Annotated in this window: 24 protein-coding genes and 1 rRNA gene; 12 read left to right on the top strand and 13 right to left on the bottom strand. The window is 62.6% G+C overall.

The genetic code is table 11. The features are described 5' to 3' along the window. Positions 1 to 228: 228 nt before the first annotated feature. On the bottom strand, positions 229 to 1,266 hold the full coding sequence (locus ACB030_RS10755; RefSeq protein WP_371159664.1) for an alkene reductase: 1,038 nt from the start codon (positions 1,264 to 1,266) through the stop codon (positions 229 to 231). A gap of 168 nt (positions 1,267 to 1,434) precedes the next feature. Between ACB030_RS10755 and ACB030_RS10750 the strand changes: the two genes are divergently transcribed. Together ACB030_RS10750 and ACB030_RS10745 are read left to right on the top strand one after the other, a co-directional pair. Continuing rightward, entirely contained in the window at positions 1,435 to 2,007 is a 573-nt protein-coding gene (locus ACB030_RS10750; RefSeq protein ID WP_371159662.1) for a TetR/AcrR family transcriptional regulator, read from the top strand. A 71-nt stretch (positions 2,008 to 2,078) separates the two neighbouring features. Then, positions 2,079 to 2,384 carry a DUF2252 family protein gene (locus ACB030_RS10745; RefSeq protein WP_371159660.1) on the top strand — a complete coding sequence of 102 codons (306 nt, stop codon included), beginning with the start codon at positions 2,079 to 2,081 and terminating at the stop codon, positions 2,382 to 2,384. Positions 2,385 to 2,776: 392 nt separating this feature from the next. Here ACB030_RS10745 and ACB030_RS10740 read toward each other — a convergent pair whose 3' ends face one another. Next, complete coding sequence (locus ACB030_RS10740) at positions 2,777 to 3,688, bottom strand: LysR family transcriptional regulator (protein ID WP_371159658.1); 912 nt, start codon at positions 3,686 to 3,688, stop codon at positions 2,777 to 2,779. A gap of 144 nt (positions 3,689 to 3,832) precedes the next feature. On the opposite strand from ACB030_RS10740, the gene aguA reads away from it, so the two are divergent. Both aguA and ACB030_RS10730 read left to right on the top strand, forming a co-directional pair. Then, positions 3,833 to 4,930, top strand: coding sequence for an agmatine deiminase (gene aguA, locus ACB030_RS10735; protein ID WP_371159656.1), 1,098 nt, complete (start codon positions 3,833 to 3,835; stop codon positions 4,928 to 4,930). A 280-nt stretch (positions 4,931 to 5,210) separates the two neighbouring features. Next, positions 5,211 to 6,914 (top strand): amidase, encoded by a 1,704-nt coding sequence (locus tag ACB030_RS10730; protein ID WP_371159654.1) that lies wholly within the window; start codon positions 5,211 to 5,213, stop codon positions 6,912 to 6,914. 57 nt (positions 6,915 to 6,971) lie between these two features. Here the strand turns inward: ACB030_RS10730 and ACB030_RS10725 are convergent, their stop codons facing one another. Then, positions 6,972 to 8,087 carry a PIN domain-containing protein gene (locus tag ACB030_RS10725; RefSeq protein ID WP_371159652.1) on the bottom strand — a complete coding sequence of 372 codons (1,116 nt, stop codon included), beginning with the start codon at positions 8,085 to 8,087 and terminating at the stop codon, positions 6,972 to 6,974. Between the two features lie 630 nt (positions 8,088 to 8,717). Between ACB030_RS10725 and ACB030_RS10720 the strand changes: the two genes are divergently transcribed. Next, complete coding sequence (locus ACB030_RS10720; RefSeq protein ID WP_371159650.1) at positions 8,718 to 8,933, top strand: hypothetical protein; 216 nt, start codon at positions 8,718 to 8,720, stop codon at positions 8,931 to 8,933. A gap of 67 nt (positions 8,934 to 9,000) precedes the next feature. Here ACB030_RS10720 and ACB030_RS10715 read toward each other — a convergent pair whose 3' ends face one another. From ACB030_RS10715 to ACB030_RS10680, 8 genes are all read right to left on the bottom strand, one after another. After that, on the bottom strand, positions 9,001 to 9,303 hold the full coding sequence (locus ACB030_RS10715) for a hypothetical protein (protein WP_371159648.1): 303 nt from the start codon (positions 9,301 to 9,303) through the stop codon (positions 9,001 to 9,003). A 300-nt stretch (positions 9,304 to 9,603) separates the two neighbouring features. Further along, a complete protein-coding gene (locus ACB030_RS10710; protein ID WP_371159646.1) occupies positions 9,604 to 10,911 on the bottom strand; it encodes a ferric reductase-like transmembrane domain-containing protein in 1,308 nt (435 codons plus the stop codon). Positions 10,912 to 11,164: 253 nt separating this feature from the next. Continuing rightward, on the bottom strand, positions 11,165 to 12,418 hold the full coding sequence (locus ACB030_RS10705; protein ID WP_371159644.1) for a DEAD/DEAH box helicase: 1,254 nt from the start codon (positions 12,416 to 12,418) through the stop codon (positions 11,165 to 11,167). Between the two features lie 101 nt (positions 12,419 to 12,519). Further along, positions 12,520 to 12,690, bottom strand: a complete 171-nt coding sequence (locus ACB030_RS10700; protein WP_371159642.1) for a hypothetical protein — start codon at positions 12,688 to 12,690, stop codon at positions 12,520 to 12,522. 281 nt (positions 12,691 to 12,971) lie between these two features. Then, complete coding sequence (locus ACB030_RS10695; RefSeq protein WP_371159640.1) at positions 12,972 to 13,625, bottom strand: DUF799 domain-containing protein; 654 nt, start codon at positions 13,623 to 13,625, stop codon at positions 12,972 to 12,974. Next, the gene (locus ACB030_RS10690) at positions 13,622 to 13,981 is read right to left on the bottom strand and encodes a DUF4810 domain-containing protein (RefSeq protein ID WP_247627810.1); all 360 of its coding nucleotides are present in this window, start codon (positions 13,979 to 13,981) and stop codon (positions 13,622 to 13,624) included. Before ACB030_RS10690 ends, ACB030_RS10695 begins: the two co-directional genes overlap by 4 nt. An 11-nt stretch (positions 13,982 to 13,992) precedes the next feature. Continuing rightward, positions 13,993 to 14,628, bottom strand: coding sequence for a CsgG/HfaB family protein (locus ACB030_RS10685; protein ID WP_241672849.1), 636 nt, complete (start codon positions 14,626 to 14,628; stop codon positions 13,993 to 13,995). A gap of 203 nt (positions 14,629 to 14,831) precedes the next feature. After that, a complete protein-coding gene (locus ACB030_RS10680) occupies positions 14,832 to 14,990 on the bottom strand; it encodes a hypothetical protein (protein WP_371159638.1) in 159 nt (52 codons plus the stop codon). A 93-nt stretch (positions 14,991 to 15,083) separates the two neighbouring features. On the opposite strand from ACB030_RS10680, the gene ACB030_RS10675 reads away from it, so the two are divergent. The 3 genes from ACB030_RS10675 to ACB030_RS10665 all read left to right on the top strand — a co-directional run bounded on the left by ACB030_RS10675 (position 15,084) and on the right by ACB030_RS10665 (position 21,470). Beyond that, complete coding sequence (locus ACB030_RS10675; RefSeq protein WP_371159636.1) at positions 15,084 to 15,992, top strand: S-adenosyl-l-methionine hydroxide adenosyltransferase family protein; 909 nt, start codon at positions 15,084 to 15,086, stop codon at positions 15,990 to 15,992. 273 nt (positions 15,993 to 16,265) lie between these two features. Next, positions 16,266 to 18,161: a PhoX family phosphatase gene (locus ACB030_RS10670; RefSeq protein WP_371159634.1), complete on the top strand. Its 1,896-nt coding sequence runs from the start codon at positions 16,266 to 16,268 to the stop codon at positions 18,159 to 18,161. A gap of 249 nt (positions 18,162 to 18,410) precedes the next feature. Further along, positions 18,411 to 21,470 carry a cytochrome c peroxidase gene (locus ACB030_RS10665; RefSeq protein WP_371159632.1) on the top strand — a complete coding sequence of 1,020 codons (3,060 nt, stop codon included), beginning with the start codon at positions 18,411 to 18,413 and terminating at the stop codon, positions 21,468 to 21,470. Positions 21,471 to 21,536: 66 nt separating this feature from the next. On the opposite strand, the gene ACB030_RS10660 is transcribed toward ACB030_RS10665, so the two are convergent. Next, complete coding sequence (locus ACB030_RS10660; protein ID WP_106884870.1) at positions 21,537 to 22,097, bottom strand: carbonate dehydratase; 561 nt, start codon at positions 22,095 to 22,097, stop codon at positions 21,537 to 21,539. Positions 22,098 to 22,330: 233 nt separating this feature from the next. On the opposite strand from ACB030_RS10660, the gene ACB030_RS10655 reads away from it, so the two are divergent. The 3 genes from ACB030_RS10655 (at position 22,331) to ACB030_RS10645 (ending at position 24,365) form a co-directional block, all read left to right on the top strand. Continuing rightward, a complete protein-coding gene (locus ACB030_RS10655) occupies positions 22,331 to 22,972 on the top strand; it encodes a ribonuclease (protein WP_371159629.1) in 642 nt (213 codons plus the stop codon). A 68-nt stretch (positions 22,973 to 23,040) separates the two neighbouring features. Then, the gene (locus ACB030_RS10650; protein WP_371159627.1) at positions 23,041 to 23,322 is read left to right on the top strand and encodes a helix-hairpin-helix domain-containing protein; all 282 of its coding nucleotides are present in this window, start codon (positions 23,041 to 23,043) and stop codon (positions 23,320 to 23,322) included. After that, positions 23,319 to 24,365, top strand: coding sequence for an NAD(P)H-dependent flavin oxidoreductase (locus tag ACB030_RS10645; RefSeq protein ID WP_371159625.1), 1,047 nt, complete (start codon positions 23,319 to 23,321; stop codon positions 24,363 to 24,365). The genes ACB030_RS10650 and ACB030_RS10645 overlap by 4 nt, the downstream gene beginning before the upstream one ends. 217 nt (positions 24,366 to 24,582) lie before the next feature. Here the strand turns inward: ACB030_RS10645 and ACB030_RS10640 are convergent, their stop codons facing one another. Beyond that, a complete protein-coding gene (locus tag ACB030_RS10640; protein ID WP_371159623.1) occupies positions 24,583 to 24,864 on the bottom strand; it encodes a hypothetical protein in 282 nt (93 codons plus the stop codon). A gap of 71 nt (positions 24,865 to 24,935) precedes the next feature. Between ACB030_RS10640 and ACB030_RS10635 the strand changes: the two genes are divergently transcribed. After that, positions 24,936 to 25,031 (top strand): 16S ribosomal RNA (locus tag ACB030_RS10635); the annotation flags it as partial.

Here is a 25,031-nt window from a genome sequence, read left to right as displayed (position 1 = left end):
GGTTGTTGGTGGCAACTACTTTATGAGGCAAAAGGCGGGCACAAAAAAGGGCCCGGGAGAGGGGCCCAAACATTGGAAACCCGCGCCAGGGCGCGGATCCCATCCTTGGTCAGGAACAAGCTGGCCGGGCAACGGCGGCCCGGCCTGTGGATGACTCGGATCTGGCGGCTTGTACCAGCTTCGACAGCATGGTGCCGGCCACAGAGCGGTCTCAGGGGGCGGCGCGGTTTATACCAATTCCGCCAGCATGGCCTCCGAGTAGGGCACCAGTGGCTCGGCGGCCTTGAGCTTGCTCAGGTAATCCGGGTTGGCGATGAGGGGGCGGCCGATGGCGACGAGGTCGAAGCGGTCGGCCTTGATGGCGTCGGCGGCGGTCTCTGCCGTGTAGTTGCCCACCCCCACCAGGTGCCCGTCGTAGTGGGCGCGCAGGTAGTCGGAGGCGCGGCCATCCAGGTAGTCGAAGGTGAGGCTGTCATCGAAGATGCCGAGGTGCACATAGGCCAGGGCACGCTTGTTCAGCTCGGCCAGCAGATGGTCGAACACGGCGCGATCCCGCGCATCCCCTTCCAGGTGCACATAGGCACCGGGGGAGAGGCGCAGGCCCACCCGCTCGCTGCCGATGCGGGCGTTGATGGCATCCACCACCTCCAGGGCGAAGCGGCTCATGTTCTCCGGGGTCTGGCCGTACTGGTCGGTGCGCAGGTTGCTGGAGTGGTGTAGGAACTGGTCGATGAGGTAGCCGTTGGCACCGTGGATCTCCACCCCGTCAAAGCCCGCCTCGATGGCGTTGGCAGCGGCCTGGGCGTAATCCTCGACCAGCTGGCCAATCTCGGCCACTGTCAGGGCGCGGGGCACCTGATACACCAGCTCGCGCATGCGCGGCACTGTGCCCTCATGGGCGACCGCGGACGGTGCCAGTACCTCGCCCTGATGGAAGAAGGGGTGGGAGAGGCGACCCACGTGCCACAGCTGGGCGAAGATCTTGCCCCCCTTGGCGTGCACGGCCTCGGTGACCTGTTTCCAGCCTGCGATCTGCTCAGGGCTGTAGATACCCGGGGTGTTGGGATAGCCCTGGCCGTCCGGGCGAATGATGGTGGCTTCGGAGATGATGAGGCCGATGTCGGCGCGACGGCCATAGTAGGCGGCCATCTGCGCGGTCGGCACCAGTCCCGGGCCCGCCATGCAGCGGGTGAGGGGGGCCATCATGAAGCGATTCGCGAGGGTGAGGGTGCCGTTGAGGCGGTAAGGTTGAAACAGGGTATCCATGCAGAGCGTCCTCGGGGGTGATTCTTGAATGGGCATTCAAGACGTTTTTTGGTTTGTACGCAAGCCTTTTTTGAGCAAGCATTCAACATGGATTGGTCTTGCCTGCCTGCTGGGGTAAACTTGCCGCCCTGTTCCCCGGTACGCCGGGCCCTTGCCAGCGGAGATCCCATGCGCAGTGCCGAATTTGATCGGGACCTTGTCCTGCGAAGCGCCATGGAGGCGTTTCGAGCCAGAGGCTATGCCAAGACCACCATGCAGGATCTGGTGGCGGCGACCGGGTTGCACCCGGGCAGTCTCTATGCAGCCTTTGGCAACAAGCGGGGCTTGCTGCTGGCGACGGTCGATCACTATGTGCAGGAGAAGGGCGCCCTGCGCCGTCGCTGCTTCGATCAACCGAGCCCGCTGGCCGGGCTGAAGGCCTACTTCACCCAGTTGGTGGACGATGCCCTGCAAGGCTCCTGCCTGCTGACCCGCACCCTGATGGAGCTGGCGGAGCAGGATGAAGAGCTGCACCTGCGCTTCAAGGTCATCTATGGCGAGCTGGAGAGCGACCTGGCGCAGCTGCTGCGTCAGGCCAGCGAGCGGGGGGAGCTGGCCCCCGGGGGCGACATCCCCACCCTGACCGCCTTCTTGCAGGTCAACATCCAGGGGCTGGTGACCTTCGCCCAGTGCCACCCAGACCGTGCCCTGCTGGGCGCGGTCGTCGATCAGCTGATGGCTGCCCTGACCCCTCGCCGCTGAATCCCGGCCCTCTGGGCCTATATTTGTCCCCGCTGCCTGCCCCCTTGAGGATATCGGCAGGAGGATAGGGAATGACCAGGAAGGCAACGTCTCGGGCGATACTGGCGTACTTCACCACGCCACAGCTCTCCATCGCACAGCGCTTCGCCGTCGGCAAGGCCCTGCGGGAACAGTTTCCTCGCGAAGCTCACTCCTGGCTGCCGCCCGCGCCCTATGACAGGGATCCCATCGCCGTGCTCAAGGCCCAGGCCGCCACTCGCTTGAAGCAGCTGGTGCCGGTGCGCCATGCCAGGATGCATGAGTCCCCCTTCGCCTTCCTGCGCGGGGCGGCCGCCGTCGCCCGCGGGGAGCTGCCGGTCGCCTCAGAGGCGAGGTGAGCGCTTCCCCTCACCCTGACCCTCTCCCGGAGGGAGAGGGAATCGATCGAGGAGCTGGTGGAGGCGAGGCTCGAAATAGGCTGTAGTGCTAAAGAGCCAAAAAGCCAAAGAGCCAAAGAGCTGGAGTCTTGGAGTCTTGGAGCTTTGAATCTTTCTTGCCTTGGCGTGTCGGTTGCCCCCGCTTTTCCACTGAACGCCGATCCGCTCCCTTCTCCCACTCCCTTGCAAAAGAATGTGATAAGAGCTGGGGATGAGGGGCTCACCTGGGCAGGCCCGCCGGTTGTCCACGAACTTTCCGTTGACGGGGACAGGCTCCCTTCTCCCACTCTCTTGCAAAAGAATGGGAGAAGGGCTGGGGATGAGGGGGTACTAACCTGAGTTGAATGTAGCCACTACACCGGACTCACCAGATCCTTCATCAAATCCTTCAGCCACACCAAGGCCGGTTGTTGCGCATGGACCGGATGCCAGACGCAGTTGAGATGGTAATCCGGCACGTCTTCGGGCAGGGGCAGGCTTTTCAGCGGCCAGTGGTTGGCAAGCAGCTCGGCCACCATGCTCGGCAGTACCAAGAGGTGGTCGCTCTGGCTGACGATGGCGGCGGCGGACATATAGCTCTGGCTGTTGACCGAGATGGTGCGGCTATGGCCCAGGCTCTGCAAATAGCGGTCGAGGCTCGCCTCCGAGGTGCCGAGCGGAGAGTGGAACACGTGGGGCATCTCGATAAGCTGCTCGAGCGTGATGCGCTCCTCCTCCAGCTCCAGGGTGGCGCGCACCAGCCCGGCCAGGGGCTCGGTGAGCCAGGTCTCCTTGCCCAGATACCCCGGCACCTGCATGTACTCGTCAAAGCCCAGCACCAGATCGATCTCGCCGCTCGCCAGCTCCGCCTCCGGCAATGTGTCGCGCAGTATGCGGATCTCTATGGTGACCCCGGGCGCCAGCCTCTTGAGGCGCTGGATGAGCGGCGGGATCAGCACGCACTCAACGTAATCCGTGGTGCAGAGCACGAAGCGGCGCTTCGACTGGCGCGGCTCGAACAGCTCCTCCTCGCTGAGCTGCTGCTCCAGCAGCCGCAGCACCTGCTGCACCCCCAGATGCAGCCGCTGGGCCCGGGGGGTCGGCAGCATCCCCTGGGGGGTGCGCACCAGCAGCGGATCGTCAAAGAAGGCCCGCAAGCGATTGAGGGCATGGCTCATGGCGGGCTGGCTGATAAAGAGCGACTCGGCGGCGCGGGTCACACTCCCTTGTGTCATCAGGGCGTCAAGGGCGAGCAGCAGATTGAGGTCGAGCTGGTGCAGTTTCATGGGGGATTATTCGCCGTGTTTATGGGACAATCCATCCTATTCATTTGATGGATGGGCACGCAACTTCTTACACTGCGACCCACTGTTATTTTTCCAGGGTTCCCAGATAAATCGGGGGCCTCAATCCATGCAAGGAGCCTTGCGATGAGCATCAAGACCATCAACTCCATTCCGGCCGCCGACGGCTTCACCATGCCCGCCGAGTGGGCGCACCAGCAGGCCGTCTGGATGATCTGGCCGTTCCGCCCGGACAACTGGCGCGTCGCCGGTCGCTTCGCGCAAGAAACCTTCGCCAAGGTGGCGGATGCCATCGGCGGTGCTACCCCGGTCTTTATGGGGGTGCCGGCCCAGTTTATGGAGCAGGCCCGCGTCATCATGCCCGCCCACGTCACCCTGGTGGAGATGAACAGCGATGACTGCTGGGCCCGCGACACAGGCCCGACCGTGGTCACCAACGCCGCCGGCGAGTGCCGTGGCGTGGATTGGGGCTTCAACGCCTGGGGCGGTCACAAGGGCGGTCTCTACTACCCCTGGGATCAGGATGAAAAGGTGGCGGCCCAGATGCTGGAGCAGCACGGCATGGATCGCTACGCCGCACCGCTTATTCTGGAAGGGGGCTCCATCCACGTGGACGGTGAAGGCACCTGCATGACCACGGCCGAGTGCCTGCTCAACGAAAACCGCAACCCGCACCTCTCCAAGGAGCAGATCGAAGCGCATTTGCGCGACTACCTGGGGGTGAAGAGCTTTATCTGGCTGGACGAAGGCGTCTACATGGACGAGACCGACGGCCACATCGACAACATGTGCTGCTTCGTGCGTCCGGGTGAAGTGGCCCTGCACTGGACCGATGATGAGACTGATCCCCAGTACGCCCGCTCCCTGGCCGCCCTCAAGGTGCTGGAAGCGGCGATGGACGCCAAGGGTCGCAAGCTGAAAATCTGGAAGCTGCCCCAGCCGGGCCCGCTGTTCTGCACCGAGGAGGAGTCTGCCGGCGTCGAGAGCGGCAGCGGTGTGCCGCGCGAGGCAGAAGGTCGTCTGGCCGGTTCCTATGTGAACTTCCTTATCACCAACGATCGCATCGTCTACCCGCTGCTGGATGCCGCCACCGACGGTGAAGCCCAGCGCATTCTGGAAGAGATCTTCCCGGAGCACACCGTGGTCGGCGTCCCGGCCCGCGAGATCCTGCTGGGCGGTGGCAATATTCACTGCATTACCCAGCAGATCCCTTCCGGTCAGTAAGAACCGGATGACGATCCTGCTGCGAGGCAGTTATTAGAGGCTTATGTGCAGCTCGCTTATGTGGAACAAACGGCTCATGTATTCACATACACTCCGGTTCCTGCGCTGCTCTTCACCTTGCTGACGGCCTCTCGCGACGGGTCGTAAACCGGTTTACGCCAGCTGAGGTTGGTATTCAAAACCCCACGCCGTGGGGTTTTATCGCTTGATGACCTGATGGTCGCAGGTGCCGATGCGGCGATCATCATGACAAACAGTCACCCTTCTACAGGAGATCAACATGATCGAAGTGACAGAGGTTTCCATTGCCGAGCTGCGCGGTGCGCTCGAATCCGGCCGCACCACAGCGGTCGAACTGGTCGGGGCCTATCTGGCCCGGATCAAAGCCTATGACGGCCCCGAGACACAAACCCGCCTCAACGCCGTCGTGGTGCCCAACCCCGATGCCCTGAAAGAGGCGCAAGCGTCCGATGCCCGCCGTGCCCGTGGCGAGACCCTGGGGCCGCTGGACGGCATCCCCTATACCGCCAAGGACAGCTATCTGGTCAAGGGGCTGACTGCCGCCTCCGGCAGCCCGGCCTTCAAGGATCTGGTGGCCCAGCGCGACGCCTTTACCGTTGAGCGCCTGCGTGCCGCCGGTGCCATCTGCCTCGGCAAGACCAATATGCCCCCCATGGCCAATGGCGGCATGCAGCGCGGCGTCTATGGCCGTGCCGAGAGCCCCTATAACGCGGAGTATCTCACCGCGCCCTTTGCCTCCGGCTCCTCCAACGGCGCCGGTACCGCCACCGCGGCCAGCTTCGCCGCCTTTGGTCTCGCCGAAGAGACCTGGTCGAGCGGCCGGGGCCCGGCCTCCAACAACGGCCTGTGCGCCTACACCCCGTCCCGTGGCGTCATCTCGGTGCGCGGCAACTGGCCCCTGACCCCGACCATGGATGTGGTGGTGCCCTACGCCCGCACCATGAGCGATCTGCTGGAAGTGCTGGACGTGGTGGTCGCCGACGATGCCGACACCCGTGGCGATCTCTGGCGCCTGCAGCCCTGGGTCAAGATCCCCAAGGCTTCCGAGGTGCGTCCGGCCTCCTATCTGGATCTGGCTGCCAAGCCCGACGCCCTCAAGGGCAAGCGCCTCGGCGTGCCGCGCATGTTTATCAACAAGGATGAACTGGCCGGCACCAGCGAACACCCCGGCATCGGCGGCCCGACCGGTCAGCGCATCCATACCCGCGAGGCCGTGATTGCCCTCTGGGAAGAGGCGCGCAAGGCGCTGGAAGCCGCTGGCGCCGAAGTCATCGAAGTGGACTTCCCCCTGGTCTCCAATTGCGAAGGGGACAGACCCGGCGCACCGACCGTGTTCAATCGCGGCATAGTGTCACCTGAGTTTCTCAACGACGAGCTGTGGGAGCTCTCCGGCTGGGCGTTCGACGACTTCCTGCGCGCCAACGGCGATCCCAAGTTGAACAAGCTGGCCGATGTGGATGGCCCCCAGATCTTCCCCCACGATCCTGGCACCCTGCCGAACCGCGAGGGCGATCTGGCGGCGGGCATGGACGAGTACGTCAATATGGCCAAGCGCGGCCTGAAACGCTTTGACGAGATTGCCTCGGTGCCGGACGGACTGCGTGGTCTGGAGCAGACCCGCAAGCTGGATCTGGAAGACTGGATGGACGAGCTCAAACTCGACGCCGTGCTCTTCCCCACAGTCGCCGACGTCGGCCCGGCCGATGCTGATGTGAATCCGGCCTCCGCCGACATCGCCTGGAGCAATGGCATCTGGGTCGCCAACGGCAACCTCGCCATCCGCCATCTCGGCGTGCCGACCGTCACCGTCCCCATGGGCATCATGGCCGATATCGGCATGCCGGTAGGCCTGACCTTCGCCGGTCGCGCCTATGACGACAACAAGCTGCTGCGCGTCGCCTCGGCCTTCGAGTCCATCGGCAGCAAGCGCCAGGTGCCGCCGCGCACGCCGCCGCTGGGGTAAATATCCCGAGTTAGTCTGGTGATAATGATAAAACCCACCGGTTATACGGGTGGGTTTTTATTCTTCATAATAATCAGGAACATAAGACGACTCCTGAAGAGTGATCTCGGCGTCGTCCATATCTAAAGATATTAGGGAATCAATAAATTCAATGTCGTCTACTGTGGCGCGAGCAACAAGCTCATCATCATAATTTAAGCTCACATCGACGAACGTTTTCTCTTTGTGATTAATGTGTAATCTATCGGTCACTATAAAAACGTATTCTCTGTCTTCAGGATCCCACGGAGAATCTTCATAATTTGCAGCTGAATATTCTGCACTCACCGAAATTTCAACTTCCAATTCGTAGGTTGCCCTATGTGGGCTAACTTCTATAAGGTTTTTGTCGATTACACTTACTTGGTTAACAATAATACGTTCGATATCGACATCTAAGTAATAGCTACTGTCAGGATAAAATTCCATATCTGAAAGTTTAGCGTGAATGGTTTCTATAATTTCGGATTCAAGTCTAGTGAACACCTTATCCGCAAAAGATACCGGTTCGCTTAATTCAGCTTCATTTCTTATAACTAAGTTGATTAGCTCATCTACGGTTTTTAGATGGAAAATATTTTCATATTGCTCTGCATATGCCTTCATATCTCCATCGCAACTAATTACATAAAGTAGATGCTCTCTTTCCTCACTTACTTTGCGCACAGCTTCTAAAACAAATGCATCAGGAAACTCATTCTTTTTGTTTTCTCCACAGAAAGGTGGAAGGCTATTAAAGTAATTCTCAAAAACAATTGATGCATCAACAATGTTTATTGGGACAACCTCAGCATTACTAATCGTTAAGAATTTATCAAATGCATCCATCAGAATCTTGTTAATGTCATCTTCTTTTAGGTCTGAAAAAATTCCATGACAATCAAGAGTTGGGGTGTTTCTGAGAATCATTGCCTCCTTCTGAGCCTTTTTTATTGTGCCGGCCGCTTTTTTCGCTTTCTCTTTCAGGTGTTTTTTAACCTCCTGAATTGTTATTTCGGTTGTCAGCAAGTGTAATTTTCTTTTTTCTAAGAAACCGCAGAGCTGATCTAATTTATGAGAGTCAAATTGAAAATTTTTGTTTTCGAATGCTGATGTATCAATGAAAATAAGCCTGCTTTGGAGTTCCATGGCCATAAGTGCTCAAATTATCTGCCTAAGAGTAGATTTAGATTGATTTTTTCTGTCTTAATAGTCAACTAAACCTTGTCCTCTTTAGAGGGCATCAGGTTCGAATCGCGAGGCGTATTCGGACGATCGCGAATAGGTCATGGCCGAGAGGCCGCTGATATCCAGAGTGTCCTGCCTGTCTTGCCATGACTCGGTACGTGGCGGTAAACGGACGATTACGCTGCGCTAATCGTCCCTACATTATGTGGCTTATTGTTACCTCCCCCTCATCCCCAACCCTTCTCCCGCAAGGGGAGAAGGGCGCAAATATGCGTCTCTGATTTGGTCTGGCAACCGGGCTTGGAATTGGCACGGACCATCCCCTCTCCCTCGGGAGAGGGCTAGGGTGAGGGGGCGCTGTCTGTGCCGCCGGTTGGTTTTTAACTTTTGCCGCCCTCAATCCCTCGTACCGCCAGCAGCCCTGTTTATCGTGGTTCGCTACCGGTCTCCCCTGATTTTTCCTGCCTTCCCCAGACTTCACCTTCCCTTCACAGAAGCTCATGCTTCCCTCACAAATCCCTCCTATCTTCTGCCCACTGATAAATGGGCCCGCTTGCCATTGGGGTGGCAAGGGGCCAAAGAGAGGGGAGCAAGACGATGAAATCGTGGATCAAATACGGGTTGGCCGGGGCCTTGATACTGGTGGCGAGCTTCTGGGGCGGTAGCGTGCGGGCGGCGCAGACGCCCCTTGGCCCGGATGGCGCCTTGCCGGGGTTGACAGTCACCAAGGTGGTGATCCCGGTTGTCGATGTGCTTCCGCTGTGGGAGCCGTCATCGGCTGCTGCCGGGCGCAGTACCTCAGGGCATGGATAGCGGCCTGTTCATCCGGACCAGGGTGATGACAGCGCGGCACATCGCGTATCAGCACAGGCCGGGTGGACTACTGCGCCTGATATTGGGCATCAAGCCAGGCGATGGCATCTTGAGGGTCGTTGAATGCCTGGATATGGCCCGGGTGGGTGAGGGACAGGCAGGAGAGGGCGATGTGATGGAGCACCTTGGCCGAATAGAGTGAGGCGATGGCCACCAGGTTCTTCTGGGCGAGCCACACATAGGTCTCCTGCAGATGGTACAGGGCGGAGAGCACCACCCCCTGATGCTGGCGATGGTCCACCAGGGCGCAGAAAGGCTTCCCGTCCAGGCTGTTCACCACCCGCTTTATCTCCGTAATCCACGCCAGCATACCCTCTTCATTGAAAGGGCCGATCAGCTCACAGATGACCAGGTGATCATGCACATTGAAGATGAAATCACCGTGTTTTTTCTCAAAGGACATACAACATCCGAATCCATGACCAGAGGGCCGCGAGATGATGCTTATTCATTTCATATGCATCAATACCCGAATGAGGGGCGCAGCCCTTGTTCGAGATTTTATGGGGGTTAGTCAGAGGTCGTGAGCGAGGTCATCTGATCTGACAAGGGCCTCCCCGGGGAGGCCCTTTTTGATGATGCGCTTGAATCTATGCGCTTCACCTTGAGGTTAGCGAAAGCGAAACAGCTCCCGGTGCAGCGGGGTGGCCAGATGGGCATCCAGGGTCTGGGCCATGGGCTCGGGGCCGCAGAACCACACCGGGGTGTGCTGGCGCTCACCCAGGGCGGCCAGATCCAGCCGACCGAGCTCGGACTCCAGGTGCAGCCGGTACTCGACCCCGGCCCGGTGGCACAGCTCGGCCAGATGGGCGTGATAGGGGGCGACCTCGGCGGTGGGGGCGCATTGCAGCAAGGTGGTGCCGGGGCGTGTCTCGCGACGGCGCACCAGGGCCTCCAGCCAGGCGACGAAGGGGGTGATGCCGATACCGGCGCCCATCCAGAGGGCGGGGGCCGAGTCTGGCAGGGCGAAGGCGCCATAGGGGCCGGTCACAATGGCCGCATCCCCCACCTTGAGGTGGCGGTGCAGCCAGCGGGTGTGATCCCCGAGGGCGCGCACGGCCAGGGTCAGGGTGCGACCATCCGCCGAGACATTGACCAAGGTGTAGGGGTGGGGCTCACCGCGCCCGGCGAAGTCGAAGAAGGCGAACTGGCCCGGACTGTAGTGGCGAAGGGCGGTGGCAAGGGCAATCTTGATCTCCAGGGTGCGTTCGTCCAGAGGGGTGAGGGCGCTCACCGTTCCCTGGTGGCGCGCGTCCCGGCCTACCCGGCCAAACAGGGAGTAGAGCGCCCCCATGGCCCCCAATCCGCCGCCGATGAGCAGGGTCAGGCCGACCGGGGTCAGGGCGCCGATGCGTGGCAGCAGGCAGAGTGCGTGCAGCCAGCCCATCAGGTAGATGACCGGGGCCAGCCGGTGGACCACCTTGAAGCGCTCGTAGCGCACCACCGCAAGCAGGCTCACCACCACCAGGGCCAGCAGCAGATAGAAACTCCACTCCCCCAGGGTATTGCCGAGGCTGTGCCAGAGGGCATCGTTGCCAGCACCAGCACCAGCACCAGCACCAGCACCGCGACGGGCGGGGCGGGTCAGCCAGTCGGCGGCGACGGCCCACTTGGGGGCCTCCACCAGCAGCCAGTGGGCCATCAGGGTGCTGCTGGCCCAGAGGGCGCTGCTGCGGTGCAGGTGCAACATGCGATCCAGCCCGCCGCACCAGACCTCTAGCCTCGGCAGGCGCAGGGCCAACAGCAGGGAGAGGGTCATGGCGCCAAGGCCAAGCAGGCCGGTCAGGATCAGCAGATCGTGGCGCCAGGGCCAGAGGCCGGAGGGCCACTGGGTCAGGCCAAGCAGCCAGATCAGGGTGAGTGTCAGGGGCAGGGTCCAGCGAAGGGATGCGGGTTTCATGGGGTTCTCCTTGTCCATGCCTCTATTGCACTCCCGCTTTGTGGCCAGAGTGTGCCCTTTTACTACCTCTTTTGTAGCAGAGTGTGGCAAAGGGGTCGGCCGGTCAGGGGAAGAGGGCAGAGCTGGAGGGGGCAAGTAAAAGAGCGGTAGGAGAGCGATAGGAGAGCGATAGGAGAACGTTAGGAGAGCGGGAGCCAGCCCCATTCACCCGCACCAGGATAGTGGTGAAGCGGGGGGCTGCATGGCCGAGCCCCCCGCAAGATCCCCTGTGTCAGGCTTTTCGCCCCTTGCCACCCTTGTTGCCCGCGAGGGCCTGTTTTCTGGCCTTCTGCTTCTGGGCGGCCTTGCCGCTGCGGCGCGGCTCGGGGTCGAAGCGGGTGAGATCCGGCTCAAAGCCCGGGAACCACTGCTGGGGCAGCCGGGTGTCGAGCACGGCTTCGACTTTCTCCAGCAGGGGCGCATCCTCCGGGCTGAACAATGTGATGGCGAGCCCCTTGTTGCCGGCGCGGCCGGTGCGACCTATGCGGTGGACGTAATCCTCAGGCTGATGGGGGAACTCCAGATTGATCACATAGTTGAGATCGCTGATATCCAGCCCGCGAGCCGCCACGTCGGTGGCGACCAGCGCCTGCAGGGTGCCGGCGCGAAACTCCAGCAGCACCTTCTCCCGCGCGCTTTGCGACAGATCGCCGTGGAAGGCGAGCGCATTGATGCCCGCCTTGCCGAGCTGCTGGGCCAGCTTGTCCGCCCCCTGGCGGGTGCGGCTGAAGATAAGCACAGGGGCCCAACCCTTCACCTTGATGAGGTGCTCCACCAGCGCCAGCTTGCGCTCCCCATCCACCGCATAGACCCGCTGCTCCACCTCGGCCGCCGTGGTGTTGCGCGGTGCCACTTCGATCAGCGCTGGGTCGCGCAGCAGCACCCGGCTCAGGGCAAAGAGGTTGTCGTCGCAGGTGGCCGAAAACAGCAGGGTCTGGCGATCCGCCGGTATCTGTCTGAGCAGGGCTTTGATCTCGTCCATAAAGCCCATGTCGAGCATCCGGTCCGCCTCGTCGAACACCAGATGGCGCAGGCTCCCAAGGCTCAAGGCCCCCTGGCGCAGGTGATCGAGCAAGCGGCCCGGGGTGGCGATCAGGATATCCACCCCGGCTTGAAGCGCCTCCACCTGGGCGGCTATGCTGACCCCGCCGTAGACCAGGGCGCTGGTGAGGCTCGTGCCTTGCCCGTAGCGCGTGACGCTATCAAAGACCTGTACCGCCAGCTCGCGGGTCGGCACCAGCACCAGGGCTCGAATGGGGCGAGGAGCTTCGTTTGCTGGCTGCTGCATCAGTTGCTCCAGCAGCGGCAGCACGAAGGCGGCGGTCTTGCCGGTGCCGGTCTGGGCCCCCGCCATCAGATCCCGCCCCGCGAGAATGAGGGGGATGGCGCTGGCCTGAATAGGGGTCGGCGCGGCATAGCCGAGATCGCTCAGGGTCTGCTGCAGGCGGGGGGAGAGGGCCAGTTCGGCAAAGGAGGCAATGGACATAGGGCACCAGTGTGGGGTTATCGCGGCCAGGGCCGGGACGGGAACAATGATCGTGGCCGGGATGGTAGCAGATAGAGGGGGCGCGGCAGAAGCCGGGCCGATCAGGTGACCGGGTTGGTGCCCGGGTCTCGGATCAGCCTGATCTCCTGCCCCTGGTAATAGGCGATATTGTGCTTGCCATGCTGCTTGCCATGCTGCTTGACGTGGTAGAGCAGCTCGTCGGCCAGTTGCACCGCCTCGGTCACCGACAGGTATTCGCGAAGGCGGATCATCCCTGCCGAGAAGGTGATGGGGACAGCTCAGCTGTGTGGCACCCTGATGTCAACTGCTGCTGGGATGTTCGGCCCCGTCAGCATGAGCGGCGCAACAATCAGATGGCGCTTGAACGCAGATCTGTGGTTCGCCATTTCTCACAGAAGGTCGCCGTGGCAATGGAGCCGCCGAAGTTGAGAGCCTCGCAGGGGCTCAGGCTGAGAGAGTGAGAGTAGAGGGTGAAGTCTGGCATGAAAAAAGAGGGCATGACGCCCTCTTGCTGGTGCGGGAAGGGTGCGCCTTACCGTGCCTGGTATTTCGGTGAGTAGGGGCCATGGAGAATGCCGTTGGGCATGTCGGCGCTAAGCAGCCTGACGCTGGTGATCCCGGCGATCTCATGGCCCTTGTCGGTGATGGTGTTGGCAATCTGATTGACGACCGCCACCACCAGCATGCCGATGAGGCCGCCCCCCGAATTGCTCTGCTGTTCGGCACTGCTGGCGCTGGCACTGCCTTCCCACAGCAGCTTGCCGGTGCGCAGATCCACCAGGCGGGCGCTGGCGGTGACCACAGTCTCGCTGGAGATGACCAGATAGCTGGTGCCATAGTCCTTGATGTCGAGGTAGAGGGCGGTATCGGCACCGTAGATCTCGTGGAGCTTCTTGATGGGCAGGGCATGGATGTCCGTCGGCTCGGTCACCCCGTTCTGCCGGAAGGTCTCGTTGGTGACCGCTACCGGCAGCACGTAATAGCCGGACTCGGCGAGCGGGTAGGTGATCTGGGACTGCAGGCTGGCCCCCGCCTTGATATCAGGCGAGTGATTCACCGGTGGCAACACCAGGATGGAGGTCGGTCTGCTCTCCTTGAAGTTGCCGTAGTCGTAGCCGGGGCCCTTTGCGCAGCCGCTCAGCAGCAGGGTGCCCAGTGTCAGGGCAAGGAAGGTACGCAGTGTCATTGGGTCGCCCCCTTCTGGTTGGACATCAGGAAGTTCATGAAGGGTGCCGATTCAGGAAAGAGGCGTTTCTCGGTCTCGAACTGCTCGCGGGTTTGCGCATCCTTGCCGAGCTGGGCATAGAGCATGCCCAGGTGAGCGTGGAAGCCGGGCGGCACCGCCTGACCCTTGGCGCTGGCCTCTTGCTGGTTTTTCTCCAGCGCGTCTATCTGGGCTTCGACCCCGGTGTCGTCACCCTGCATGTGCTGGTAAACCACCCCCTGGTATTGATCCCAGTTGTAGAGCGTCTTTGGCGCCTGGGCACAGGCACTCAGCAGCAGGCCGCTGGCCAGCAGCAGGGAAAGCTTGGACATGGTCATCTCGTCTCTCCTTATTGGGCCGGACGCCAGGCGCCGGTCTCGATGCCGCTCACCAGGTTGTTGACGGCTTCCCGGATGGCGAGATCCAGCACCTTGCCGTTGAGGGTGGAGTCGTAGCTGGCGGTGCCGCCGAAGCCGACGATCTCGCGGTTGGAGAGCTCGTACTCCCCGGCGCCCTGGGAAGAGAAGACCACTTCAGAGGTGGTGACGTTGACGATGTTGAGGTTGACCTTGGCGTAGGCGATCTGGGACTTGCCGCGGCCCAGGATGCCAAACAGCTGATGATCACCGACCTCCTTGCGGCCAAACTCGGTGACGTCACCTGTGACCACATAGTCGGCGCCCTTGAGCTGCTGGGCCTGCTGCTTGATCCCGGCTTCCGCCTTGATCTCTTCCATGTTGTCGCGATCCAGCACGCTGAAGCGGCCGGTCTGCTGCAGATGGGTGATCAGCACGGTTTTCGCCTGGCTGCCCAGTCGGTCCACGCCGTCGGAGAAGATGCCACGCATGTAGCTGGAGCGGTTATCAAACTTGCCGACGGCGATGGGGCTGCGCGTGCCCTGATAGTGGCTCTGATAAGAGGCGACCTTGGGCACTTCCAGGGAGCGCGACGACTCGCTCGCACAAGCTGTCAACAATCCCGCCATCAAAATGACACCAGATGAAACAACAAACTTCTTCATGTAACGTCCCGTTATTTAAGGAAAAAAACAACGGCGGACTCTAGCATGGTTCGCTGCGAAGAAAGTGCCCCGTATGGGGGGCATGGCCGCTCAATCGTTGTGCATGTGGCGCCTCATCGGTAGCTGTATCACCCCGCCGCTTCTCGCCCGCCTCCTGACGGGATCCGTCATCCGTCGATCAGGGCGACGCTCCCGGCATCCAGATGGTGCATCCACTCCCGCAGGATCATCAGGGCGGCGGCGACACGCCTCTCCCTCGGCCAGGGGCCCAGGGCTGTGCAGCTGTACCAGGGGGGATCCCGACGAAAGGGGCGCTTCCCCCCCATTCGGGCAGCAGGGGTTGCAAAGGGGCCATGAAATGGCATTCTGGACGTCTAGATTTCTGTTTCTCTGTTGCATCCTTCACAAGGAGTCCTGATATGGATATTCGTACCGCTCCCCGCGCCCTCGTCCTCGCCCTCTCCCTGGTGGGGGCTGGTGCCTTCGCCAGCGAGGCCCTGGTGTTCCAGACCGATTTCGGCCTCAAGGATGGCGCCGTCTCCGCCATGAAGGGGGTCGCCTTCGGGGTGGACAGGACACTGCCGCTGCAGGATCTGACCCACGAGATCCCGGCCTACAACATCTGGGAAGCCTCCTACCGCCTCTACCAGACCCTGCAGTACTGGCCCGAGGGTACCGTCTTCGTGAGCGTGGTGGATCCCGGTGTGGGCACGGATCGCAAGTCGGTGGTGCTCAAGACCAAGAGCGGCCACTACATCGTCTCCCCTGACAACGGCACCCTGACCCTGGTGGCGGAGCACTTCGGCATCGACACCGTGCGCCAGATAGACGAGAAACGTAACCGGCTCAAGGGCTCCGAGAAGTCCTACACCTTCCACGGTCGCGACGTCTACGCCTACACGGGAGCTCGGCTCGCCTCCGGCGCCATCGGCTTCGAGCAGGTGGGGCCCCTGCTGCCCGCCGAGGTGGTGACCATCCCCTACCAGCCGGCGGTGGCCGAGCAGGATGGCACCCTGAAGGGCACCATCCCCATTCTGGATGTGCAGTACGGCAACGTCTGGACCAACATCGACGACACCTTGCTCACCCAGGCGGGGATCAACAAGGGGGATCAGGCCTGCATCAGGATAAGCGAAGGGGATGCGCTGAAATATGAGGGCAAGGCCCCCTACGTCAGCAGCTTTGGCGATGTGCCGGAAGGTCAGCCGCTGGTCTACCTCAACAGCCTGCTGCAGGTGTCGGTGGCGCTGAACATGGAGAGCTTTGCCGCCAAGCACCAGGTGCAGTCCGGCGCCAACTGGCATGTCAGTCTGAAGAAGTGCGGCTAGAGGGAAGCTGTCAGCGGGCGCTATCCGGTACAAACGGCATATCAGCCGGAAGAAGTGCGACCAGGGCTCAGCCCTTCTGTCTGTGTTACCTCTTCCGGGGCGGTGAGGCCTGTGCCCACCGCCCCTTGTCATGGGCAGGCGACGCCTCTTACCAGGTCAGACGGTTATCTCATCCCTTGTCATCCTTGTTTAATAAAGTGCCCCCATGCTGTGGCCGGACGCAGTGAGTGAGCCATGACGCAATGATTGCGCAGAGAGAACAAGGAAAAGCCGATGAGCCGTTTTGACGAGAGAGACAGTGCCAACCACCCCCGCGAGCAGGAGCCGGCGTTCAACCGCCTGATCGAGGCCGGCCTTAGCCGCCGTGGCTTCCTCAAGGGAGTCGGCGCCGCCAGCATGGTGGCTTTTTTTGCCGCAAATCCGGTGGCCCGCGCCGTGGCCGCCGCCACCCAGCCTTTGCTGGGCTTCCAGGCCGTGCCCGCCTCGGCGGCCGACACCATAGTGGTGCCGCCCGGCTACAAGGCCGAGGTGCTGATCGCCTGGGGGGATGCCCTGTTCGCCGATGCCCCCGCCTTCAGCCAGAGTAATGACGCCAAGGCCCAGGCCCGCCAGTTTGGCGACAACAACGACGGCATGAGCTTCTTCCCCCTGGGGCCGGATCGCGCCCTGCTCGCCGTCAACAACGAATACACCAACTACGAATACCTGTTCGCGGATGGTGGCAAGGCGCTCAGTGCCGCCGCCGTCGCCAAGGCCCAGGCGGCCCACGGGGTCTCCCTGGTGGAGCTGGTGCGCACCGATGGCAAGTGGCAGGCCAACCCCAAGGGGGCCCTCAATCGCCGCATCACCGCCACCACCCCCATGACACTGAGCGGTCCGGCGGCGGGTCATGCCCTGCTCAAGACCCAGGCCGATCCCGAGGGGCGCACCGCCCTCGGCACCTTCAACAACTGCGCCAACGGCCAGACTCCCTGGGGCACCTACCTCACCTGCGAGGAGAACTTCAACGGCTACTTCGGCAGTGCGGGCAAGCCGGTGCTGGACCAGCGTGCCGCCCGCTATGGCCTGGCCGCCGAGGATGCGGGCTTTGGCTGGCACCAGTTTGACGAGCGCTTCGATCTCGCCAAACACCCCCAGGAGCCGAACCGCTTCGGCTGGGTGGTGGAGATAGATCCGCGCGATCCCGCCTCCACCCCGAAGAAGCGAACCGCCCTTGGCCGCTTCAAGCACGAGAACGCGGCCTTCACCATCAACCAGGATGGCCGCGCCGTGGTCTACCTCGGCGATGACGAGCGGGGCGAGCACATCTACCGCTTCGTCTCGAAGAACAAGGTGGCGCCGGGCAATGACCCTGCCAACCGGGATCTGCTGGACGAGGGCACCCTCTATGTGGCCCGCTTCGAGGCCAAGGAAGGGGAGCTCAAGGGCACAGGCCAGTGGCTGCCCCTGGTGCACGGCCAGCAGGGGCTGACCCGGGAGAACGGCTTCGCCGATCAGGGGGAGGTGCTCATCTTCGCCCGGGAGGCCGCGACCCGGCTCGGCGCCACCACCATGGACAGGCCCGAATGGGTGGCCGTGCATCCCCACAGGGCCGAGGTCTACTGCACCCTGACCAACAACAAGAACCGGGGCCTCAAGGAGAACCAACCCCTGGATGGCGCCAACCCCAGGGCCGAGAACCCCTATGGCCAGATCATCCGCTGGCGCCCGATGGGGGAGGATCACGGCAGCGACAGCTTCGAGTGGGATCTCTTCCTGCTGGCGGGCAACCCGGAAGTAAACAAGGAGGGGTTGATGGCGGGCAGTGCCAACATCACCCCGGACAACATGTTCAACAGCCCGGATGGCATCGGCTTCGACGAGGCGGGGCGGCTCTGGATCCAGACCGACGGCGACTACTCCAACGAGAAGCAGTTTGCCGGCATGGGCAACAACCAGATGCTGTGCGCGGATCCGGCGAGCGGCGAGGTGCGCCGCTTCCTGACCGGCCCGGTGGCCTGCGAGATCACCGGCCTCACCTTCAGCCCGGACTGGCGCACTATGTTCGTCGGGGTGCAGCACCCGGGGGAGGAGGGGGCCCCCTCCCACTTCCCGGACGGCGGCAGCGCCATTCCCCGCTCCGCCGTGCTGCGCATCACCCGGGACGACGGCGGCATCATAGGGGCCTGATGGCACGGCCGCAGCGCCTTATGCCATCGATGAGAGAGCCGCCTGCGGGCGGCTCTGTCGTTGACGGGCGCAACGGGCGGGCAAGGACAGTGACCCTTCAGGGCGGCAACATAGAGGCGCGCAACCGGCCGCAGGGGAGGGGGCTGGTGTCCTGGCGCCAGACTAAAAATATATCGCCAAGAAGCGATTGATAATGATTGGCATTTGACCGGATAATCGCCGGCTTATCCGACCACTCCAATCAACACGATGAAACCCATATTCCTGCTGGCCAGCTTGCTGGCCCTGAGTGCCTGCCATGACAACCGCAGCGAGAACCAGAATCCCGACGTGCCGGTCACGCCGCCCGTTGTCACGCCTCCTGTTGTAACCCCTCCCATTGTCACGCCGCCCGTTACCCCGCCGGTGACGCCCCCCGTCACGCCACCGCTGCAGACTCATACCCGGGCCGAGCTGACCCTGACCATTGATATCGGTGAGCGGCTGGCATCCGGGGCTACCCTGAGCCTGCGCCAGCGCGCCACCGGCATGGAGACGAGTGCAATCCTGAGCGGTCAGGGCAACCCGACCCTGACGCTGCCTGCCGGCCTGCTGCTGGCGGCGCCCCTTGAGCTTGTCGGGGAGCAGGAGGGATACATACTGAGGGCCGTCACGGCCAGGGTGGCGGATCTCGCGGCCGGTGAGTCCCGAGCCCGGCGCGCCGCCACCCCCTCCCTGCGACTGGACGAGGAGGAGACGGCGCTCTTCCTGCTGGCGGATCGCAACGGGGACGCAGTGCTGGAGATGGCGGAGTGGGGGTTGACCGGCGAGATCCGCCTGCAACAACAGGTCGAGATGCAGGAGTATGCGGCCCTGCTGCGAGCCCAGCGGCTGGGGGCCGAGCTCAACTATCCCGACAGTTGGCAGATGCTGCTGGCCCTGCGGGACGACAGCGCCGCCCGCAACTGGTATCGCCGCAGCAACGGGGAGGCCATCCAGGCCGCCCGTTTGCAGCTCTACCCGGCCAGTCCCGTGATGCCGGAGGAGCCGGAGACCGCCGAGCTGCTGCGACTGGATGAGCAGGGCCGCCTGCTGACCCAGGGGGCATGGCACTGTCTGCACGATGCCCGTTCCGTCTCCGGGGTCAAGGGCAGCCAATTCTGGTTGCCGGGGGAGGGCTTTGCCGCCTCGGCCCGCGTCACGAGAGCGGCGCTGGTGGCGCCGAGCAGCTGCGGCCAGCCGTCATGGCGTCTGCCGACCCAGGCCGAATTCGAGCGCCTGCTTGGCAGCGACAAGCTGGGGTGGCGCTATCCCAACACCTTCACCACCCCATTGCCCGAGTGGATCTGGTTGCAAGATGGCACCGGGCTGGCGCGGCTCTACCAGCCGCTGACCAAGGCGTGGCGCGATGAGGGGGAGGCCAGCCTGCTCTGGTTCGCGCTCTCCCCCTATCCGGTACGCCCTTCGGTGACGCGCAGCAGCGAGATGCCGGATCTGGCCTCCCTGCGGGCGCAATATGCCGGTGACCCGGGTCAGTGGCCGGCGGCCATGGTGGACGAAGGAGTGGAGTGGCAGGAGCTGGGCCCCCTGCCCGCCATGCCCTTCCCGGCCGACAACCCCTACAGCCGGGCCAAGGTGGTGCTGGGCCAGCAACTCTTCTTCGACAAACAGCTATCCCAGGCCCGTGACATCAGCTGCGCCAGTTGTCACGACCCCCAGAAGGGGTGGGGTGATGGGCTGAGCGTCTCGGTGGGTCATCTGGGGCAGAAGGGGACCCGCAATGCGCCGACCATCCTCAATGCCGGTTTCGGCAGCAGCCAGTTCTGGGACGGACGGGTCGCCACCCTGGAGGAGCAGTCGCTCCATCCCATCAGCAACCCGGTGGAGATGGCCCTCGATCACGATGAACTGCTGGCGCGGCTGCGGGCCAGCAGCGACTACCCGGTCGCCTTTGCCGCCGCCTTCGGTGACGAGGCGATCACCCTGGATCGGGTCGCCAAGGCCATCGCCACCTTCGAGCGCACCATCATCAGCAGCGAGAGCCCGCTGGAGCGCTTCGTCAAGGGGGACGAGCAGGCGATGAGCGACAAGGCGCTGTGGGGCATGCACCTGTTTCGCACCGAGGGGCGCTGCATGAACTGCCACTCGGGCCCGCTGCTGAGCCAGCACAAGTTCGAGAGCCTGGGGCTGACCTATTACGGCCGCAACCTCGAGGACAGGGGTCGCTTCCTGCAGACTAGGTTGAAGGCCGACATGGGGCTGTTCAAGACCCCCAGCCTGAGGGACGTAGCCTTCACCGGTCCCTATATGCACAACGGCGTCTTCCCCATCCTGGCCCAGCGTCTCGGTGGCTCGGTGCAGGGGGTGGTGGCCATGTACAACTTCGGCGTCACCAAGTGGAGCAGCGGGGTCGGCTTCCCGACCGGGGTGGATGTGCACGATCCCTTCTTCCCCAAGGCCTCGGATCGTCTTCATGCTCTTGGGCTCTCCAACGACGAGCTGGAGGCCATCGGCGAGTTCCTGCGCAGTGCCTCCGCCGAGCCAAGGCGCACCCCGGCCACAGTGGCCGAGCTGGGACTGAGCCAGGTGGATGACGATGAGGCCGTCGGCGCCATCCCGGTGGAGCTGGTGGTGACACCCGCCCAACCCCGGTTGGAGGTGGGGCAGAGCCTCTCCCTGCAACCTGGCCTGCGGCTGAGTGACGGCAGCGAGACTCCGGTGCTTGAGGCCGTGCAATGGCGCAGCGATCAGCCCGAGCGGCTGAGGGTCGACGGCAGTGGCGTCATCACAGGCCTGGCCGTGGGGCCTGCCAGCGTGCAGATAAGCGCGGGGAGCCGCACCCTCAGGGTGGCGGTGCAGGTGGTGGATGCCCAGCCCGACTTTGGTCTGGGTTGCCATCAACCCGAACTGGCGGCAGGGGCGCTCTCCTTCCTCTGCCCGCTGACCCGTGGCGAGGCCGACCGGATCGGCATCGACTACGATGGCAGCGCCAGGGATGAGGACGGGGACTACAACCCCTATGCCATCGACTATGTGGTGATGAGCCAGGGGCGGGCGCGGGAGTACTGCCAGCAACTGGTGGCCCGCGGTCACGATGACTGGCGCCTGCCGGGAGCCGATGAGCTGGCGAGCCTGTTTGCCACTTATCATCAGGCCGGTGAAGAGATGAAGCTGCTGACGGAGCATGGCTGGCCGCTCTACAGCCGGGTCTGGAGCAGTGACGCTCCCAATGACGAGGGGGAGGCCCCCCTGCTCGATCTGGGTGACGGCGAAGTGATGGGCGATCTGCCAGAGGAGGCCCACGGGGCCGTCTGCGTGCGGGCCGGCTAACCCCGGCATGTCAGGATGACGAACAACGGGCGCTGCGGCGCCCGTTGTTCATTGTCATGCCAGGACTCAGAACTCGTTGGAGAGCGCCTTGTAGCCCTTGACCAGATCGATGTTGGTGTGGGCCACGTCTTCGGAGAACTCGGTGGCATCCACGGTGACGCGGGGGATCTGGGCCAGATCGCTCTGCTGGTTGATGCGGGTGGTGGAGGGCACATAGAAGCCGGGGGGCAGATCGCAGCCGTCGATCACCGAGTTGTGACGCACCACGGATCCTTCGCCGATGTGGCAGTTGAACAGCACGCTGTTGAAGCCGATGAAGACCCGGTTACCCACTTCGCAGGGGCCGTGCACTATGCTGCGATGGGCTATGGAGCTGTATTCGCCTATGGTGACGGCGGCGCCGGACTTGGAGTGGATCACTACGCCGTCCTGAATGTTGGAGTTGGCACCGATGACGATGGGCTCCATGTCGCCGCTCTCGTCCACCTCGTCGGCACGGATCACGGCGTAGGGGCCGACAAACACATTCTCCTTGATGATCACCTTGCCGCAGATGATGGCGGTCTTGTCGATGTAGGCGGACTCGTCGATAACGGGAAGGTGACCGGAGGGATTCTTGCGGATCATGTCATGTCCTGTTGCTGATGAAATCGGGGAAAATGGCGGGACGCAGAGGCTCGCCGGAGAGTCAGCTTACGCCTCTGATCCGGGAGGGGGAACCCTTTACTGGTCTGACCCACTCTTGGTAAGGGCATTTCATATGGTTGTTCTTTGACTTCCTTGTATGGGAGCATGGGGCCTGACCACAGGCCGTGTTCCTCGCCAGAAGGGGGCCTGATTGCGATGACGGAGACGATGACATGAAGAAGATGCTGCTGCTCCTGGCCGCGTTCTTGCTGTGTGCCCAGGCCGCGCAGGCCAAGGGACGGCCCGGTGAGTTTGACTACTACGCCCTGGCGCTCTCCTGGTCACCGGAGCACTGCGCCATCAAGCCGGCCGATAGAGAGCAGTGCAGCCGCCAGTTGGGATTCGTGCTGCACGGCCTCTGGCCCCAGTACCAGCGTGGCTACCCCGGCAACTGTACCCGCGAGCGGCTGGATCCCGCCATGGAGCAGGCGTTTGCCGGTCTTTATCCCAGCCGCTTTCTCTATGGTCATGAGTGGGAGAAGCACGGCACCTGCTCCGGCCTGAGTCAGCAGGCATTCCATCAACTGGCCAGGGATCTGCGCCAGAAGGTACGGATCCCGGCGGCCTATCAATCCCCGGTCGAGCCGCTGCGCAAGAGCCGCTTCCAGCTCAAGGCCGATCTGGCGAGCGCCAACCAGTGGCTGGCCCCCGACAACATCACGGTGGCCTGCGCCGATGGTGGCCGCTTCCTGCGGGAGATCTACATCTGCGTCAATAAAGAGGGGACAGATGCGGTCACCTGCTCCGCCGAGATGCAAAAGCGCGAGCGCCGCTCCTGCGGTCAGCCGGATTTCCTGCTGCGCAGCGTGCGTTGACCACTTATCTTCATCGGGCCCCTTGCGGGCCTGATGTGCAACTACAGCCATCGGAAAGGAGCTCTGCAATGACCGACGTGAAACAGTTTTCGGCACGGGAACGCAGCCTGCTGCTCGGTGTAAAAGGGGTGGGTCCCACCGTCATAGGGCGGCTCGAACAGCTGGGCTACCACAGCCTGAGTGAGCTGGCCGAGGCGGATGGCGGCCACATAGTCCGGCTGGTGGCCAGCATGTTGGGTTCGACCTGCTGGCAGAACAGCCCGCGGGCCAGAGGGGCCATAGACGGCGCCATAGCGCTGGCGCGCAGTCAGGTGGCTGCCTCCGTCACAGAAGGAGAGGGCGGCGCATGAGACTCTTTGCCGAGCTGGGGATGCGCTACCCCATCATCCAGGCGCCCATGGCCGGGGTGCAGAACACTGAGCTGGCCATGGCGGTGACGAGGGCGGGCGCCCTGGGATCCTTGCCAGCGGCCATGCTCAGCACGGCCGAGCTGCGCAAGGCGCTGGAACAGCTGGCGGCCAGTGGCCCTGGCCCCTTCAACATCAACTTCTTCTGCCATCGACAGAGTGAGCCTGATCCGGCCGAAGAGCACCGCTGGAAAGAGGCGCTGGCTCCCTACTATGCCGAGTTCGGGGTGGATGCCCGAGCCGTGACGACGGCGCCCGGCCGCGCCCCCTTCAATGCGGAGCACGCCGCCCTGCTTGGCGAGTTCAGACCCGCCGTGGTCAGCTTTCATTTCGGTCTGCCGGCGCCCGAGTTGCTGGCCCGGGTGAAAGCCACGGGGGCAAGCGTCTTTGCCAGCGCCACCACGGTAGCGGAAGCCCAGTGGCTGGCGCACCATGGCGCCGATGCCATCATCGCCCAGGGGCTGGAGGCGGGAGGGCATCGCGGCCACTTCCTGAGTCAGGATCTCGGTCTGCAACAGGGCACCTTCACGCTATTGCCACAGATAGTGGCGGCAGTGGATCTGCCTGTCATCGCCGCCGGGGGCATAGTCGATGGCAAGGGGATCATGGCCGCTCTGGCACTGGGGGCCAGCGCAGTCCAGATGGGAACGGCATTCCTCTGCTGTCACGAGGCGACGACCTCGCCCCTGCACCGTGCGGCGCTGCAGGGATCCCATGGCCGGCACACCGCATTGACCAATCTGTTCAGCGGCCGTCCGGCGCGGGGGATAGTCAACCGCTTGATGCGGGAGCTGGGCCCGCTCTCGGAGTTTACCCCTCACTTCCCTTATGCCAGTGGCGCACTGGCACCGTTGCGCGCCGCTGCTGAAAAGGTCGGTGACAGCGGCTTCTCGCCGCTCTGGGCCGGACAGAATGTCTCGGGCTGCCGGGATCTTCCCGCCAGCGAGCTGATGGCGTGCTGGGTCAAAGAGGCTGGATTGGGGTAAGCGCTACTATATATGCCTCTTTATATAGAAGCGGCCGTTGGCGCTGTGCGTCAGACGCGACGGTACGGTGATGATTGGTGAGTGCCTGTAGCGTTGTGAGGCGCTTATCCGGAGACAAAACCCCGCATTTCACCCATATCTGTGGATAAGTCTGTACAAAGGCTGTGTGTTGATATGAATAACTAATAAATGGCCGTTTTTTGCAATTTTATTGCAGTCAGCCCTTGCCAATGTGATCAATGTCTCTATAATACGCCACATCGACAGGGCAAGCGGCAACGCAAACAACCCGGTCGGTAACCTCGAAAAGCCTTTGAAAATAAGGCTTGACTCGAGAAGGCGGTTGAGTAGAATTCCACTCCCGCAGCAACACGCTGTTGCGTCGCTCTTTAACAATTTGAATCAAGCAATCTGTGTGGGCACTCACAGCATCGAGCATCAAAAACAATTTTTGATTTTCAATGTCTGGTGAAGTGACCAAGACAACTTCGGTTGTCACAGTTTATTTCAGCAATTCATTGAGCCGCTGAAGTTCATTGCCCCGGTAATGAATGAACGCAAACCAAACTTAAATTGAAGAGTTTGATCATGGCTCAGATTGAACGCTGGCGGCAGGCCTAACACATGCAAGTCGAGCGGCAGCGGGAAAGTAGCTTGCTACTTTTG

This window comes from Aeromonas sp. S16(2024) (assembly GCF_041403065.1).
In the GTDB taxonomy this organism is placed as follows: Bacteria; Pseudomonadota; Gammaproteobacteria; order Enterobacterales; family Aeromonadaceae; genus Aeromonas.
Note: the sequence above shows the minus strand (reverse complement) of the source record. Positions and strands in the feature narration are given on the sequence as shown.

Excerpts from the sequence above, each read along its gene's own strand:
- ACB030_RS10755 (WP_371159664.1), bottom strand. The coding sequence starts at position 1,266 with ATGGATACCCTGTTTCAACCTTACCGCCTCAACGGCACCCTCACCCTC.
- ACB030_RS10750 (WP_371159662.1), top strand. The coding sequence starts at position 1,435 with ATGCGCAGTGCCGAATTTGATCGGGACCTTGTCCTGCGAAGCGCCATG.
- ACB030_RS10745 (WP_371159660.1), top strand. The coding sequence starts at position 2,079 with ATGACCAGGAAGGCAACGTCTCGGGCGATACTGGCGTACTTCACCACG.
- ACB030_RS10740 (WP_371159658.1), bottom strand. The coding sequence starts at position 3,688 with ATGAAACTGCACCAGCTCGACCTCAATCTGCTGCTCGCCCTTGACGCC.
- aguA (WP_371159656.1), top strand. The coding sequence starts at position 3,833 with ATGAGCATCAAGACCATCAACTCCATTCCGGCCGCCGACGGCTTCACC.
- ACB030_RS10730 (WP_371159654.1), top strand. The coding sequence starts at position 5,211 with ATGATCGAAGTGACAGAGGTTTCCATTGCCGAGCTGCGCGGTGCGCTC.
- ACB030_RS10725 (WP_371159652.1), bottom strand. The coding sequence starts at position 8,087 with ATGGCCATGGAACTCCAAAGCAGGCTTATTTTCATTGATACATCAGCA.
- ACB030_RS10720 (WP_371159650.1), top strand. The coding sequence starts at position 8,718 with ATGAAATCGTGGATCAAATACGGGTTGGCCGGGGCCTTGATACTGGTG.
- ACB030_RS10715 (WP_371159648.1), bottom strand. The coding sequence starts at position 9,303 with ATGCTGGCGTGGATTACGGAGATAAAGCGGGTGGTGAACAGCCTGGAC.
- ACB030_RS10710 (WP_371159646.1), bottom strand. The coding sequence starts at position 10,911 with ATGGACAAGGAGAACCCCATGAAACCCGCATCCCTTCGCTGGACCCTG.
- ACB030_RS10705 (WP_371159644.1), bottom strand. The coding sequence starts at position 12,418 with ATGTCCATTGCCTCCTTTGCCGAACTGGCCCTCTCCCCCCGCCTGCAG.
- ACB030_RS10700 (WP_371159642.1), bottom strand. The coding sequence starts at position 12,690 with ATGATCCGCCTTCGCGAATACCTGTCGGTGACCGAGGCGGTGCAACTG.
- ACB030_RS10695 (WP_371159640.1), bottom strand. The coding sequence starts at position 13,625 with ATGACACTGCGTACCTTCCTTGCCCTGACACTGGGCACCCTGCTGCTG.
- ACB030_RS10690 (WP_247627810.1), bottom strand. The coding sequence starts at position 13,981 with ATGACCATGTCCAAGCTTTCCCTGCTGCTGGCCAGCGGCCTGCTGCTG.
- ACB030_RS10685 (WP_241672849.1), bottom strand. The coding sequence starts at position 14,628 with ATGGCGGGATTGTTGACAGCTTGTGCGAGCGAGTCGTCGCGCTCCCTG.
- ACB030_RS10680 (WP_371159638.1), bottom strand. The coding sequence starts at position 14,990 with ATGGGGGGGAAGCGCCCCTTTCGTCGGGATCCCCCCTGGTACAGCTGC.
- ACB030_RS10675 (WP_371159636.1), top strand. The coding sequence starts at position 15,084 with ATGGATATTCGTACCGCTCCCCGCGCCCTCGTCCTCGCCCTCTCCCTG.
- ACB030_RS10670 (WP_371159634.1), top strand. The coding sequence starts at position 16,266 with ATGAGCCGTTTTGACGAGAGAGACAGTGCCAACCACCCCCGCGAGCAG.
- ACB030_RS10665 (WP_371159632.1), top strand. The coding sequence starts at position 18,411 with ATGAAACCCATATTCCTGCTGGCCAGCTTGCTGGCCCTGAGTGCCTGC.
- ACB030_RS10660 (WP_106884870.1), bottom strand. The coding sequence starts at position 22,097 with ATGATCCGCAAGAATCCCTCCGGTCACCTTCCCGTTATCGACGAGTCC.
- ACB030_RS10655 (WP_371159629.1), top strand. The coding sequence starts at position 22,331 with ATGAAGAAGATGCTGCTGCTCCTGGCCGCGTTCTTGCTGTGTGCCCAG.
- ACB030_RS10650 (WP_371159627.1), top strand. The coding sequence starts at position 23,041 with ATGACCGACGTGAAACAGTTTTCGGCACGGGAACGCAGCCTGCTGCTC.
- ACB030_RS10645 (WP_371159625.1), top strand. The coding sequence starts at position 23,319 with ATGAGACTCTTTGCCGAGCTGGGGATGCGCTACCCCATCATCCAGGCG.